At 61.5% G+C, this 14468-nt stretch carries 12 protein-coding genes; 3 read left to right on the top strand and 9 right to left on the bottom strand.

Translation table 11 applies throughout. The features are described from left to right. Nucleotides 1-32 precede the first annotated feature (32 nt). Nucleotides 33-1514 (top strand): NAD-dependent succinate-semialdehyde dehydrogenase, encoded by a 1482-nt coding sequence (locus tag FHT71_RS15930; protein ID WP_183720867.1) that lies wholly within the window; start codon nt 33-35, stop codon nt 1512-1514. 83 nt (nt 1515-1597) lie between these two features. Here the strand turns inward: FHT71_RS15930 and FHT71_RS15925 are convergent, their stop codons facing one another. Together FHT71_RS15925 and FHT71_RS15920 are read right to left on the bottom strand one after the other, a co-directional pair. Next, the gene (locus FHT71_RS15925; protein WP_132589314.1) at nt 1598-2041 is read right to left on the bottom strand and encodes a PACE efflux transporter; all 444 of its coding nucleotides are present in this window, start codon (nt 2039-2041) and stop codon (nt 1598-1600) included. 118 nt (nt 2042-2159) lie between these two features. Further along, nucleotides 2160-2369, bottom strand: coding sequence for a SlyX family protein (locus FHT71_RS15920; protein ID WP_132589316.1), 210 nt, complete (start codon nt 2367-2369; stop codon nt 2160-2162). Nucleotides 2370-2552: 183 nt separating this feature from the next. Here FHT71_RS15920 and uxaC point away from each other — a divergent pair, with 183 nt between their 5' ends. Next, the gene (uxaC, locus tag FHT71_RS15915) at nt 2553-3968 is read left to right on the top strand and encodes a glucuronate isomerase (protein ID WP_183720864.1); all 1416 of its coding nucleotides are present in this window, start codon (nt 2553-2555) and stop codon (nt 3966-3968) included. Then, nucleotides 3965-5419, top strand: a complete 1455-nt coding sequence (locus tag FHT71_RS15910; protein WP_132589320.1) for a mannitol dehydrogenase family protein — start codon at nt 3965-3967, stop codon at nt 5417-5419. Before uxaC ends, FHT71_RS15910 begins: the two co-directional genes overlap by 4 nt. A gap of 252 nt (nt 5420-5671) precedes the next feature. On the opposite strand, the gene FHT71_RS15905 is transcribed toward FHT71_RS15910, so the two are convergent. From FHT71_RS15905 to FHT71_RS15875, 7 genes are all read right to left on the bottom strand, one after another. Continuing rightward, complete coding sequence (locus FHT71_RS15905) at nt 5672-8122, bottom strand: FAD-dependent oxidoreductase (protein ID WP_132589322.1); 2451 nt, start codon at nt 8120-8122, stop codon at nt 5672-5674. Between the two features lies 1 nt (nt 8123). Then, nucleotides 8124-8999: a phosphotransferase gene (locus FHT71_RS15900; RefSeq protein ID WP_132589324.1), complete on the bottom strand. Its 876-nt coding sequence runs from the start codon at nt 8997-8999 to the stop codon at nt 8124-8126. Between the two features lie 66 nt (nt 9000-9065). Beyond that, nucleotides 9066-10145 carry a sn-glycerol-3-phosphate ABC transporter ATP-binding protein UgpC gene (gene ugpC, locus FHT71_RS15895; RefSeq protein ID WP_132589326.1) on the bottom strand — a complete coding sequence of 360 codons (1080 nt, stop codon included), beginning with the start codon at nt 10143-10145 and terminating at the stop codon, nt 9066-9068. 24 nt (nt 10146-10169) lie between these two features. After that, the gene (locus tag FHT71_RS15890) at nt 10170-11243 is read right to left on the bottom strand and encodes a Gfo/Idh/MocA family oxidoreductase (RefSeq protein WP_132589328.1); all 1074 of its coding nucleotides are present in this window, start codon (nt 11241-11243) and stop codon (nt 10170-10172) included. 21 nt (nt 11244-11264) lie between these two features. Continuing rightward, nucleotides 11265-12149: a carbohydrate ABC transporter permease gene (locus tag FHT71_RS15885; RefSeq protein WP_132589330.1), complete on the bottom strand. Its 885-nt coding sequence runs from the start codon at nt 12147-12149 to the stop codon at nt 11265-11267. Next, nucleotides 12142-13098, bottom strand: a complete 957-nt coding sequence (locus FHT71_RS15880; protein WP_007798261.1) for a sugar ABC transporter permease — start codon at nt 13096-13098, stop codon at nt 12142-12144. The genes FHT71_RS15885 and FHT71_RS15880 overlap by 8 nt, the downstream gene beginning before the upstream one ends. 5 nt (nt 13099-13103) lie before the next feature. Then, the gene (locus FHT71_RS15875) at nt 13104-14390 is read right to left on the bottom strand and encodes an ABC transporter substrate-binding protein (protein WP_007798265.1); all 1287 of its coding nucleotides are present in this window, start codon (nt 14388-14390) and stop codon (nt 13104-13106) included. Between the last annotated feature and the right edge of the window lie 78 nt (nt 14391-14468).

Raw genomic sequence — 14468 nt, 5'->3', positions numbered from 1 at the left:
GGCGATAGCTTCTTTGCCCGGAGTTACATGACATGGCATTCACGACTGCACTGACAAAATACGTTCCGTTTTCCTCGCCCTTCCTGCGCGACGCCGGTTACATCAACGGTGTCTGGACAGCCGGTGGCGCGACGAAGACCTTCGACGTCCTCAACCCTGCCACGGGCGAGGTTCTCGCCTCGCTGCCCGACATGGGCGGCGCCGAAACGCGAGAAGCGATCGATGCCGCCTATGCCGCGCAGCCGGCCTGGGCCGCGCGTCCTGCCAAGGAACGCGCCGGTATCCTGCGCAAGTGGTTCGACCTTATGGTCGCCCATGCCGATGAGCTGGCCGCCATCCTTACCGCTGAAATGGGCAAGCCCTTCGCGGAGGCCCGTGGCGAAATCCTTTACGCCGCCGCCTATGTTGAATGGTACGCAGAAGAAGCTAAGCGCATCTATGGCGAGACGATCCCCGCGCCGTCGAACGATAAGCGCATGATCGTCATCAAGCAGCCCGTCGGCGTCGTCGGCACGATCACGCCCTGGAATTTCCCAGCCGCTATGATCACCCGCAAGATCGCACCGGCGCTCGCCGTCGGCTGCACCGTCGTTTCCAAGCCGGCCGAGCAGACGCCGCTGTCGGCGCTGGCGCTCGCGGTTCTTGCCGAGCAGGCCGGCATCCCGGCCGGCGTCTTCAACGTCATCGTCGGCGAAGACGGCCCGGCGATCGGCAAGGAACTCTGCGGCAACGACAAGGTGCGCAAGATCAGCTTCACCGGCTCGACCGAGGTTGGCCGCATTCTGATGCGTCAGTGTGCTGATCAGATCAAGAAGATCAGCCTCGAGCTCGGCGGCAATGCACCCTTCATCGTCTTCGACGACGCGGATCTCGATGCAGCCGTCGAGGGCGCTTTGGCGTCGAAGTACCGCAATGCCGGTCAGACCTGCGTCTGCGCCAACCGCCTCTACGTGCAGTCGGGCGTCTATGACGCCTTTGCCGCCAAGCTTGCCGCCAAGGTCGAGACGATGGCGGTCGGGGACGGTTTCAAGGCAGGCGTAAGCATCGGCCCGCTGATCGACGAGCAGGGGCTGGCGAAGGTCGAAAGCCACGTCGCGGATGCGGTGTCGAAAGGGGCCAGGATCCTGACGGGCGGTAAGCGCGTCGAAGGTGCCGGCACCTTCTTCACCCCGACCGTGCTCACCGGCGTCACCCGCGAAATGAAAGTCGCGCGTGAAGAGACGTTCGGTCCCGTTGCCCCGCTGTTCCGCTTCGATACCGTCGCGGATGTGATTGCTCAGGCGAACGACACCGAATTTGGTCTTGCTGCCTATTTCTTTGCTGGCGATCTGAAAAAGGTCTGGCGCGTCGCCGAGGCGCTGGAATACGGCATGGTCGGTATCAACACCGGCCTCATGTCGACGGAAACGGCGCCCTTTGGCGGCATCAAGCAATCCGGCCTCGGTCGCGAAGGCTCGCGTCACGGCGCCGAGGATTATCTCGAGATGAAGTATCTCTGCATGGGCAATATCTGAGCGACATCTGGCTCAGATGCGTTGAGACAACAAGAAAGGGATCGCCGGCAGCGGCGATCCCTTTCTCTTTGGCTGCGTGATGCCTAGGTTTGCGATGCTTGCGTGGCAGGCTGCCAATCCGGCAGTGGGAAGACACGGTCATAGGCCCAGTTGAAGACGAAGGCGTAGACCATGTAGAAAAGCGCGAAGGATACGTCCATCATCAGCGCTTGAACGACACTGATGCCGAGGTACCACGCAATCATCGGCAGCAGCGCCAACAGCAATCCCACCTCGAACATGACAGCATGCAGCACGCGGGTCGCGACACTCTTCTGCGTGCCGCCGGTCAGGCGCTGCATCAGGTGGTCGAAGCCGAGATTATAGATATAGTTCCACATCGTCGCCAGCGTTGCGCCGGCAACGCCGACCACGCCGATATCGGCCATGGGCATGCCGAAGGTCAGCGCACCGAGCGGCGTGACGAGCGCTAATCCAATGAGTTCGAAGCTGATGGCGTGACGGATACGGTCTGCGGTTTTACGCATAGTTACCCCCAACGGGAATGCTCGGGTCGTCCCGAGTTAATGCCCGTACTGGGGGAGGTCGTCCTCACGACCCTTTAATAGGTATTCCGGCCGCCGAAAACAAGGGTCGGGGCTTTGTTCAGTAGTGCGGTGGTCGCGTAATGGCGGGGGCTTCCAGTGATTGCTCCTCGAGCGACAGAAACCGCTCCGTCAGCCTGTCGAGCTTGGCGCGTGTCTGCTCCATCACCTTCCACTGTTCGGCCAGTTGATCGGACAACTCTTCGATCGTCTTCGCCTGATGGGCGACGGTTTCCTCGAGCTTCGTCACGCGGCTCGTCTCTTCGGACATGGAACCTCCTTGCCGCAAGCGGCCAATTCTCATCCGCATCTGAAAAGCGGAAATAGTCCGCGCGGTCAATCATTTCGAGGGTTGGGCAGGGCGATTTGCGAAAGCGAACTGTCTGGTTACTAAAAGCCCTTGCCGCATTCCGACTTGTGGGGTAGGCCGGTAGCCCTTCAGGGAGGAATTCTCATGGATGTTGGAAACGGCTTTCTTCATCCGGACCGGCTCTTTCCGGCCGATCCGACAACACGAACGATCGCGCGGGACCTTTACGAGACGGTTCGCACGTTACCGATCGTAAGCCCGCACGGGCATACGGAACCGTCGTGGTTTGCCGAAGACAAGCCATTCGAGGATGCGTCTTCGCTCCTTGTCATCCCAGATCATTATCTCTTCCGCATGTTGCATAGCGTCGGCGTCAAGCTTGACGATCTCGGCGTACCGCGCCTCGACGGCAAGCCGGTCGCCAAGGGCCGCGACATCTGGCGCGCTTTCGCCACGCAGTACCATCTCTTCGGCGGCACGCCCTCCAGCCTGTGGGTCGATCACGCAATGTCGGCCGTCCTCGGCTGTGAGGAACCGCTGACGCCTGAAAATGCGGATGCGCTCTACGACCATATCAATGCGCAGCTGGCGCTTCCCGCGTTTCGCCCGCGCGCCCTGCACAAACGTTTCGGTATCGAGACGATCGCCACGACCGAAGGCGCGCTTGACCCGCTGGTGCATCACCAGAAGATGGCGGAAGACGGCTGGATCGGCCGCGTCCGCACCACCTACCGGCCGGATAGTGTCACCGACCCGGATGCCGTCGGCTTCCGCGAAAATCTCGTTCGGCTTGGTGAACTGACCGATTGCGACGTGACGAAGTGGGATGGGCTGATCGATGCCCATCGCAAGCGCCGCGCCTATTTCCGCAAATACGGCGCGACCGCTACCGACCATGGCGTGCCGTCGGCCTTCACGGCGGACCTGCCGCTTGCCGACAAGCAACGCCTGCTCGACAAGGCGCATAAGGGTACGCTGAGCGCCGAGGACGCTGAGCTTTTCCGGGGACAGATGCTGACCGAGATGGCCGGACTTTCGGCCGAAGACGGCATGACGATGCAGATCCATGCCGGCTCGCGCCGCAACACCGATCGTGAACTGTTCCAGACCCGTGGTCCGAACATGGGGGCGGACATCCCAACGCCGACCGATTGGGTCGGCGGTCTCTCTGCCATGCTCGCAAAGTACGGCCATGCGCCGGGTCTTCGCGTCCTCCTATTCACCCTCGACGAGACAACCTATGCCCGCGAGCTGGCGCCGATGGCCGGCCATTGGCCGTGCCTGATGATCGGCCCGCCCTGGTGGTTCCACGACAGCCCGAACGGCATTCGCCGCTATCTCGATCAGGTGGTGGAAACGGCCGGTTTCGCCAATCTGGCAGGCTTTAACGACGATACGCGTGCTCTTCTGTCGATCCCGGCTCGCCATGATGTCTGGCGCCGCGAGGTTTGCCGCTTCTTGGCGCAGTTCGTGACGGAACACCGAATGTCCCGCAAGGAAGCCGAGATTGTCGCCGGCGAACTCTCCTACGGAAACGCGAAGAAGGCATACAAGCTGTGATCGAACGTCTGACGAGCCTTTCCGGCCTCGCGCCGACAGCAAAGCTTCCCGGCTATGATCGCAAGGCGCTGAAGCCGGGTATCCTGCATCTCGGTCCGGGCGCATTCTTTCGCGCCCACTTCGCTCCGTTCACCGATGCCGCGATTGCGGTCGCCGGCGGCGACTGGGGCATCGAGGTCGCGAGCCTGCGCACGGCCGATGTCGCCGATCACCTGAACGAGCAGAACGGTCTCTATACCATGCTCGTGCGCGACACGTCGGGCACGACGGCGCATGTCGTCGGCCCGATCCTGCGCGCCCATGTCGCGACCCGCAACCCCGGCGATCTGTTCGCCAGGCTCGAGGATCCTGCCATCCGCATTGTCAGCCTGACGGTGACGGAGAAGGCTTATGGCTTCGACCCCGCCACGGGCGGGCTCGACCTGAAGCATCCCGACATTGACGCCGACCTTGCCAACCGGCATGCACCCCGCGGCGTCATCGGCTATCTCGTGGAAGGTCTTGCGCGCCGCCGCACCAAAGGTATTGCGCCGTTTACTCCACTCAGCTGCGATAATCTGCCGAGCAACGGCGCCGTGCTGAAGCGGCTCGTGCTCGAGTTTGCCGGTCGCATCGATCCGGACCTTCGACAGTGGATCGAAGTCAACGTACCCTTCCCATCGACCATGGTCGATCGCATCACGCCGGCAAGCACGGATGCCACCTATCGCGATGCCGAAAGGCTCACCGGCAGGCTGGATCTGGCGGCGATCGAGACGGAACCGTTCACGCAATGGGTGATCGAGGATCACTTCGCCAACGGCCGCCCGGAATGGGAACAGGCCGGTGCCCTGATGGTCGAGGAAGTCTCCGCTTACGAAAAGATGAAGCTGCGCATGCTGAACGGCGCGCATTCGCTGCTCGCCTATCTCGGTTATATCGCCGGCTATGAACTCATTCGCGACGTCATGGATGATACCGGTCTGGCAGCCCTTGCGCGTCGCCACATGAACGCGGCAGCCGCTACGCTCGATCCCGTTCCCGGCATCGATCTCGAAGCCTATGCCGACGAGTTGATCGCACGCTTTGCAAACAAGGCGATTGCCCACCGCACCTATCAGATCGCCATGGATGGCACGCAGAAACTGCCGCAGCGTCTTCTGGAGCCCGCGACCGAGGCTTTGGCGCATGGCGCCAAGGCTGAGACCTACGCGATCGCCGTGGCAGCCTGGATGCGCTATGCCCTTGGCGTTGACAGGAACGGTAAAAGTTACGAATTGCGCGATCCCCGCGCGGCGGAAATTGCTGCGCTGTTGGCCGACGTGCCGCGCAACGGCGGCGCGGTGTCGAAAGCGCTGTTCGGGCTGCCGGGTCTCTTCCCGGCGGCGCTGTCCGGCAATCTCGCGTGGACGGAGGATGTGGCGAACAAGCTGGAGATCCTGATCCAGGACAACAAGCTGCCGCTGTTTTGAGAAAGGCGCGGCGATGGGCGCGCTCGTCGCAGCATGGTTTTTCCGGGCAGGTTATTGGCGACTGCGCAACCGGGGTGATCGATGGGCGGCTGCCCGCGTTCAGCCCGTCATCCCTGTGCTTGTCACAGGGATCCAGCACGCCCAAGTCCTTGGGCGCGGAAGACTCTTCCATAAGTCATTCATCGCGCCGACGCGCGATGGCTGGGTTCCTGTGACAAGCACAGGAATGAAGGCCTAAGGGCTCAGCGCCGATCATCCTTTCACGCGCACCATCTCTGGATCGTAGAGCGGCTTCAGCGCGACCCGGCAGGGCACGCGCTCGCGCGCCACGTCAAGCTCGTAGTAGCCGGACAGTACGAAGTCTTCGCTCACACCTTCCGGGTTGCGGACATAGCCGTAGCCGATCGGCTTGCCGATCGTGTAGCCGAAGCCGCCGCTGGAGAGCCAGCCGACACGCTTGCCGTTGCGATAGATCGTCTCGCGGCCAAGCAGCACGACATCGGGATCCTCTGGCACAAAGCAGGCAAGCATCTTCTTGACGCCCGAAGTCAGTTGCCGTTCGATCACCTCTCGGCCGCGAAACGGCGTGGTCTTTCGAGTCTTCACCGCCCAGCCAAGCCCGGCTTCAACAGGTGTGTGATCCGGACCGATATCAGAGCCCCAGGCGCGATAACCCTTTTCGAGGCGGCAGCTTTCGATCGCGCGATAACCGGCATTGGTAAGCTGCAGCGGACCGCCCGCCGCCATCAGCGCGTCATAGACCGTCGTTGCGTATTCGACCGGTACATGCAACTCGTAGCCGAGTTCCCCGACATAGGTGATGCGTAAAGCCCGAACCGGGCAACCGGCAACGCCGATTGTCTTGACGCGGCCGAAGGGGAACGCGGCGTTGGAAACATCGCTCGTCGTGACCTTCTCGAGCACGGCGCGGGCATTCGGTCCCATCAGGGACAGGACGGAATAAGCGGAAGTGACATCGACGAGTTCGGCATGCATTCCATCGGGAATATTGCGTGCAATCCAGTCGAAATCATGCGTCGCGAAGCCGGTGCCGGTCACGATGTAATACTCGTCTTCAGCCACGCGGGCGCAGGTGAGATCGCACTCGATGCCGCCCTTGTCATTCAGCATCTGTGTGTAAACAAGCGAGCCAACCGGCTTTGCCACGTCGTTGGAGGCGATCCACGACAACGCCGCCTCGACATCGCGCCCTTTCAGCACGAATTTGGCGAAGGACGTCTGATCGAAGATCACGGCGGCCTCGCGCACAGCCTTGTGCTCGCGACCAACGGCTTCGAACCAGTTCTGGCGGCCGTAGGTGTAGATATCCTTCGGCTCCTCGTTGGCGAAGAGATCGGCGAACCAGTTGGGCCGCTCCCATCCGAGCTTTTCGCCGAAGCAAGCGCCCTGTGCTTTCAGCCGGTCGTAGAGCGGCGATTTGCGGCATGGCCGTCCGCTTGAATACTCTTCGAAGGGGAAGGCCAGTGTGTAGTGCTTTCCGTAAGCTTCAAGGGTGCGGGTACGCACCCAATCCGTATCGAAATGCGGGCGCCCGAAGCGGCGGATATCTACCGGCCAGAGGTCATAGGGTGGTTCGCCCTTGGCGACCCATTCGGCGAGTGCCATGCCGGCGCCGCCGCCGGAGGCGATGCCGAAGGCGTTGAAGCCGGCGCCAACGAAGAAGTTCTTCAGCTCCGGCGCTTCCCCGAGAATGAAGTTGCCGTCAGGCGTGAAGCTCTCCGGTCCGTTCAGCAGCTGCTTGACGCCGACATTTTCCAGCGCCGGGACGCGGCCGAGGGCCTGCTCCATGATCTGCTCGAAATGATCGAAGTTGCTGTCGAGCAGCGTTAAGTGGAAACCCTCGGGGATGCCATTCTTTGCCCAGGGGATCGGGTTCGGCTCGTAGCCGCCCATGACGATGCCGCCGACCTCCTCCTTGTAGTAGGTCAGCCGGTCTGGATCGCGCAGTGTCGGCAGGTTCGAGGGAACACCGAAGGATTCGGTGATGATGTACTGGTGCTCGACGGAAACCAGCGGCACATTGACGCCGAAGCGCGCCGCAAAGGCCCGCGTCCATTGCCCGGCGCAGACGACGACGCGTTCACACTCGATGCGTCCATGCTCGGTGATGACCGCGCGAATTCGGCCCTTGTCAATTTCGAGGTCGATAACCTCGGTATCCTCGAAGATCGAGACGCCGGACATGCGGGCGCCTTTGGCCAGCGCTTGGGTAATATCGGAGGGGTTGGCCTGGCCGTCAGTCGGCAGAAAGGCCGCGCCGACGAGATCGTCTATGGTCATCAACGGCCAGAGATCGAACGCCTCCTGTGGTGTCAGCAACTGCATTTCGAGTCCGAAGGATTGCGCGGTCGTCGCCTGCCGCTTGACCTCGGTCCAGCGTTCTTCGTTGCAGGCGAGGCGCAGGCCGCCATTCATCTTCCAGCCCGTCCCGAGCCCCGTTTCGGCCTCCAGTTTCTTGTAGAGATCGACGGAATAGCCGAGCAACTGGGTGATGTTGGCACTGGTGCGCAATTGGCCAACGAGCCCAGCGGCGTGGAAGGTCGTACCCGAGGTCAGCTTCCTGCGCTCGAGCAGCACCGTATCCGTCCAGCCGAGCTTGCCGAGATGATAGGCCGTCGAGCAGCCGATGATCCCGCCGCCGATGACAACCGCCTTGGCGGTCTTTGGCAATTCCTTCGTCATATTATCGATCCTGTTCGAATGCGTCGTAGGCGCGCTCGAAGCGCGCAAGATTCTCGGCCGTATAGCCGGCATAGTCGAAATCGATGGTGGAGTGGATTTCGGACACCATACTCCACAGTGTCTCGCGCAGCAGCGAGGCGCATTTCATGGCGTGATAGCGCCGCCCGAGATCCGCAGTCAGCGGCAGCTGATAGTAGGTCTCGAGCATCGATCGCTCGGTCGCCTCGGAGAACTCGCTGTTGGAGGCGAGGCCGCCCAGATCGAAAAGCGGCGTGTTGAACCCCGCGTAGTCCCAGTCGATCAGCCATAGGCGCTTGCCATCATCGAGAAAGTTGGCGGCCAGCATGTCGTTATGGCCGAAGGCGATCTCGAAGGGGCCACCCGCCGCCTCCAGCTTTTCGGCCTTCGCGAGAAAATCCGGGAAAAGCCCGCGATAGGGGCTGCTGGCGGCCTCCAGATTGGCGATGTAATCGCGGATGACGTGGAAGACCCAGAAGATCGCCGCCGCGCCGCGAAATTCACGGGCGATGTCATGGTGGCAGGCCCGTACCAGCGGGATGACTCGCGCCAATGTCTCGGAGCGTCGCAGATCATCAGGTGAAAGCGCCCTCGACTCGATGTAGTCGAGAACCAGCACGCCTGGCGCATGATAGATGACCGCCGGCGAAAGCCCGGCTGCGTGTGCAGCTTGGCTAGCGGCAAGCTCGTTCTGCCGGCTGATATGGTGAACCGGAATGTCTTCTCCCAGTCGAACCACGCGGCGAACGACGCGATCCCGCACCAGATAGTTCCGATTGGTGATGCCGCCGGGGATCGGCACAATTTCAATCGGACCCTGCCAGATGCCAAGCGCATGAATCCGATCTTCAGGCGTCACGCTTTTCCCTTTCGTGGCCTATCCTATTGAAATCATGGCCAGAGCGGGATCGGCTGTCAAGCGCGGCTAGATTGCGGCGCCTGATGCGTCGAAGACGTGGCAGCGCGCTGGGTCAAAGGAGGCCTTCACGTTCGTTCCGCGTTCCACTTTCTGTTGTCCGTCGAGCGCGATCGTCATCTGCTGCCCATCCGCCGTCGTCGCGTAGAGCATGGTCGCACCGCCCAGGTTTTCAACGAGGTCAATGTTCACCGTCGCAAGCGTGATGCCGCTGTTCCCAAGAACCGAAAGATGCTCTGGACGGATGCCGAAGGTCACAGTCTGGCCGGCTTCTGCCTTCAGTCGCCGCGGCAGGCGAACAGAGTTGCCGCAGACGTTGATGGTCGTCTCGGCCTCTCCAACCTGCTCAACGCGCGCCTGCAGGAAGTTCATCTTCGGGCTACCGATGAAGCCTGCTACGAAGCGGTTGGTCGGATTGTTGTAGAGATCGAGCGGCGCGCCGATCTGCTCGATGCGGCCGGCGTTCAGCACGACGATCTTGTCGGCCATGGTCATGGCTTCGACCTGGTCGTGGGTGACGTAGATCATCGTATTGCCAAGGCTGCGGTGCAGGCGGGAAATCTCCACGCGCATCTGCACGCGCAATTCCGCGTCGAGGTTGGAGAGCGGTTCGTCAAACAGGAAGATGCGCGGCTCGCGCACGATCGCGCGACCGATCGCCACGCGCTGGCGCTGGCCACCGGAAAGCGCCTTCGGCTTGCGTTCCAGCAGTTTCTCGATCTGCAGGATCTCGGCAGCGCGTTTCACCTTCGGCTGGATCTCGGTCTTCTTGTAGCCGGCCGTCTCAAGCCCGAAGGCAAGGTTCTTGTAGACCGACATATGCGGATAGAGCGCATAGGACTGGAACACCATCGCGATGCCGCGCTTGGCCGGCGCCACTTCGTTCATTCGCTCGTTGTCGAGCAGAAGCGCGCCGCCGGTAATTTCCTCAAGTCCGGCTATCATGCGAAGCAGCGTGGACTTTCCGCACCCGGAGGGGCCGACGAAGACCGCGAACTCGCCGGGATCAATCTTCAGGTCGATGCCGTGGATGACGTCCAGGGCGCCGTAACGCTTCTCGACCTTCTGGAGAACGACGCTTGTTGCCATGATCTCAGGATCCTCCCTGGTCCGTTATTTCGTGTGAGCACGCCAGTCGGCGTACTTCGGGCTGTCCGATCCGATCGGCAAGACGACTTCGCTGCCGGTATCGGACGATTGATAGATGGCGGTGACGAGCTCCAGTGCACGGCGGGCATCCTGGGTCGTCACCGGCAGCGGCCCGTTGCCGCTGAGATAGGCGTGGAAGTGTTCCATCTGCGTGGTGAAGCGCGGTGCGACCGGCTGCCAGTCGCCGATGACGGCATCGATGCGCGCCTGCACGTCGTCATTCGCGGCGATGATCTTCCAAGGGTCCTTGCCCGGCGAATAAGGTTCGTGATTGCTCTCGAAGGTGACGTTCTCGAAGTGCAGCCGCAGGCGGCTGATTTGCTCTTGCGAACCAAGAGTGCAGGAGAGCGACACGAAGGCGCCATTCTGCATCAGCAGGCTTGCCGAGGCGCAGTCTTCGACCTCGATGTCGTTGACGTGGGTCGCAACACGGCCGAATACCTTTGAAACCGGGCCCATCAGGTGCAGCAGCATGTCGTGCAGATGCAGTGCGTGGGTCACGAGCACGCCGCCAAGCTCGGTCGCCCATTTGCCGCGCCACGGCACGGAATAATATTCGGGCGTCCGCAGCCAGAAGGTCTCCACCGAGCCTATGTAAGGCTTGCCGGCGATGCCGGCCTCGATGATCCGCTTCGCCTTCTCGATGCCGTCGCCGTAGCGATACTGGAAAATCGGCATCAACGTGCCTTTGGCCGCCTTTTCCGCCTCCATGATCGTGTCGACGCCCGAGAGCGAGCCAGTCAGCGGCTTTTCGCAGATGACGTGCTTGCCCGCAGCCAGCGCCGCCACCACCTGCTCAAGATGAGTGCCGGGCGGCGTGCAGATATCGACGATGTCGACGCTCCCGTCGGCCAGCACATCGGCAAACGAGGTCGTGCGCTTGGCGATGTCGAACTCGTCGCCGATCTCGCGCAGCCGCTCTTCATTCAGGTCGCAGATCGCCACGACCTTGAACTTGTCGGGATGCGGCAGGTAGCCTTCAACGATGTGGGAACGGCCGATGCCGCAGCCAACGATGGCAACATTCTTGATACTCATTGACCTAAATCCGTAACTGCATCAGCGCTTCATGCCTGTCGTGGCGATGCCTTCGATCAGCAATCGCTGGAAGAACAGGAAGAAGAAGAACACCGGCACCAGCGTCAGCGTGGACATGGCAAACAGACCGCCCCAGTCCGAGGCGCTGGTCGAGTCGACGAAGGTGCGCAGACCGAGCTGGATCGTGTAGGTGTTCATGTCGTTGAGGTAAATCAGCGGGCCGAAGAAGTCGTCCCAGGTCCAGATAAAGGAGAAGATCGCGGCGGTCGCCAGCACTGGCAGCGACAGCGGCAGCATGATCTTCCAGTAGATCCGCCAGGGGCTGCAGCCGTCCATCATGGCGGCTTCATCGAGTTCGCGTGGGATTCCGCGGAAGAACTGCACCATCAGGAAGATGAAGAAGGCATCGCTTGCCAGGAACTTCGGCACGACGAGTGGCAGGATGGTGTTGACCCAGCCGAGATTGAGGAACAGCACATACTGCGGAATGAGCGTCACGTGGTATGGGATCATCAGCGTGCCGAGCATGATCGCGAACCAGAAGTTCCGGCCAGCAAAGTGCAGGCGCGCAAAGGCATAGGCTGCCAGCGAACAGGCAACGACATTGCCGATGACGGTCAGCACCGAGATGACGAGCGAGTTCCAGAAGAAGCGACCGAAGGTGATGTCGAGCCCGGTCCAGCCGCGAAGATAAGATGAAAAGTCGATCGACGACGGAATGAGCGAGGTCGACGAGAAGATCTCGTTTTCCGGGCGGACCGAGGCCGAGACCATCCACAGCAGCGGATAGAGCATCAGCAGCGAGCCAAGGATCAGCAGCGTGTGGATCGCAACAGACGCCGGAAGGCTGCGCTTGGTGATGTCGGATGGCGGTGCCGCAACCGCGGTGGTGATCCCGTTAGTCATCGTAGTGCACCCAGTAACGCGAGGTCAGGAAGGAGAAGGCCGTGAAGATCGCGATGATCAGCACGAGGATCCAGGCGAGCGCCGAGGCGTAGCCCATGCGGAAGTTTCCGAAAGCCTCCTGATAGAGATAGAGCGTGTAGAACAGCGTCGAGTTGATCGGCCCGCCCGTCCCGCCTGAGATAATAAAAGCCGGCGTGAAGGCCTTGAAGGCGTCGATCGTCTGCACGACGGCATTGAAGAAGATGACCGGCGTCAACAGGGGCAGTGTGATCTTGTAGAACTGCCGGAACTTGGATGCGCCGTCGAGGCTGGCGGCCTCGTACATATCGGTCGGAATCTGACGCAAGCCGGCGAGGAAGATGATCATCGGCGAACCGAACTGCCAGACGCTCAGCGCCACCAGCGTATAGATGGAATAGCTCGGGTGCGAGATCCAGCTCGGGCCTTCGATCCCGAAATGGGCGAGCGCCGCATTGACCAGACCATCGCCGGCAAAGAGCTGGCGCCAGAGGACGGCGATCGCCACGCTGCCGCCGAGCAGTGACGGCAGGTAGAAGATTGCGCGGTAGAGCGGCAGGCCGCGAACGCCCTTGTTGAGCGCCATCGCGACCAGGAGTGCGAAGGTTAGCTTGAACGGCACCGACAGCACGACATAGGTCAGCGTGACCGTCATTGCCGCGGCAAATTTCGGGTCGGCGGTTGCGATGCGCACATAGTTCGCCGCTCCAACCCACTCAGCAGACCGGATCATGTCGAAATCCGTGAACGAGAGGTAGAGCGAGATGACCGCCGGTCCGAGCGTCAGCCCGAAAAAGCCGATCAGCCACGGCAGGAGAAAGAGATAGCCTGGAGCATTGGCAGTCCAGAGGCGCTTGAAACGCCCCTGGGCCGCCGCCCCATATTCACTCTTGATGGCGTCCGGGGCGGTCGTGCGCATCACATCACTCATCCGCGTCAGCCTTTGGCGAGCAGGCGGCTGATCTCATCGACCAGTTGCTTGCCACCGTCGCTCGGCGAAAGCTGGCCGAAAGCGACTTGCTCGGCGATGGTGCGCAGCACCACCTGGCCTTCGCCGGCGCCTGAGGGCGGTGGCGGCGGCAGCTTGCCTGCGAGGTCGCCGAGACCGCTGACGTAGTTGAGCGGGACCTTGCCCGTTTCGTCGAGCTTGGCGGCCACGACGTCGCGCATCGCCTTCGATTCCGGAATGCCACGTTCGACGTCGAGCGCGAGAGCAGCATCGGGATTGGTGACGAAGAAATTGACGTAGTCGACCGCCTGGTCAATCACCTTCGACTGCGAGGATACGGAGAAGAACATCGATGGCTTGCGATAGTGGCCGCCCTTCGAATCCGGCTTGATGCGCATGTAGTTGGTCAGCGCCAGCTTGTCTTTGCTGATGGCCTGGAAGCCGACGAACTGGTTGCTGTGCGCGTAATCGGCCGCAGCCTTGCCAAGGGTGAGCGGGCTGGTGTCGATCGTGTCCTTGTAGAGCGCCTGAACGTCGGGCGGTACGCAGGCGCTCGCCTCGCGGAATTTGCTCCACATGTCGAACCATTCGGAAGCCTCTTCGGCGCCGAAAGCGATCTTGGAATCGGCCGTGTAGAGTGCTTTGCCGCGCTGGCGGAGATAGTTTTCCAGTAGCGGTTCGTTGCCGCTACCGTCGGCAAAGCCGTAGAAGCCTTTGCGCTTGCCGGCCTTGGTGATTTCGGCGCCGATCTTGCCGAATTCCTCCCAGGTGGTTGCCTGTGTCGGCAGGTCGACACCGGCTTCCTGGAACGCGGTGGTATTCAAGACCGTTGATGCGGCGTTTGCGCCGAGGCTGACGCCGTAGAAGTGTCCGTCAACACTGCCGCCCTCGATCTGCGCCGGGTCGAAATCGCCAAGATTGAGCTTGGCCGGCATGTAGGATTCGAGCGGGGCGAGCGCGCCGCGCCGCGCATATTCGACGATATAGCGGTAGTCCATCTGGATGACATCGGGCGCATTGCGGCCGGCGACCTGCGTCGCCAGGCGTGGCCAATAGTCCCCCCATCCGAGAAATTCGCCGGTGATCGACGTTCCCGCATTCTTCGTCTGATAGAGCTGCGAAACCTTGTTGGTGCGGTCGGCGCGCGGCTGCGAACCCCACCACAGAAGCCGCAGGCGGGTATCTGCGGCAAATGCCTTCGATCCCAGTGCGGACAACGAAAGAAGCGTTGCTCCCCCCGCCATAAAATTACGTCTGCTTACGCGTAGTGTCATCTGTTCTCCTCCTCCCTTGGGGAACGCCTCCACACGTTCCTTGCTGGTTTCTCTTGCAACAAATAACCAATTGGTTAC

The organism is Rhizobium sp. BK060 (genome assembly GCF_014193145.1).
In the GTDB taxonomy this organism is placed as follows: domain Bacteria; phylum Pseudomonadota; class Alphaproteobacteria; order Rhizobiales; family Rhizobiaceae; genus Rhizobium.
The sequence above is the reverse complement of the archived record's forward strand: the minus strand, read 5'-3'. Positions and strand labels throughout refer to the sequence as shown.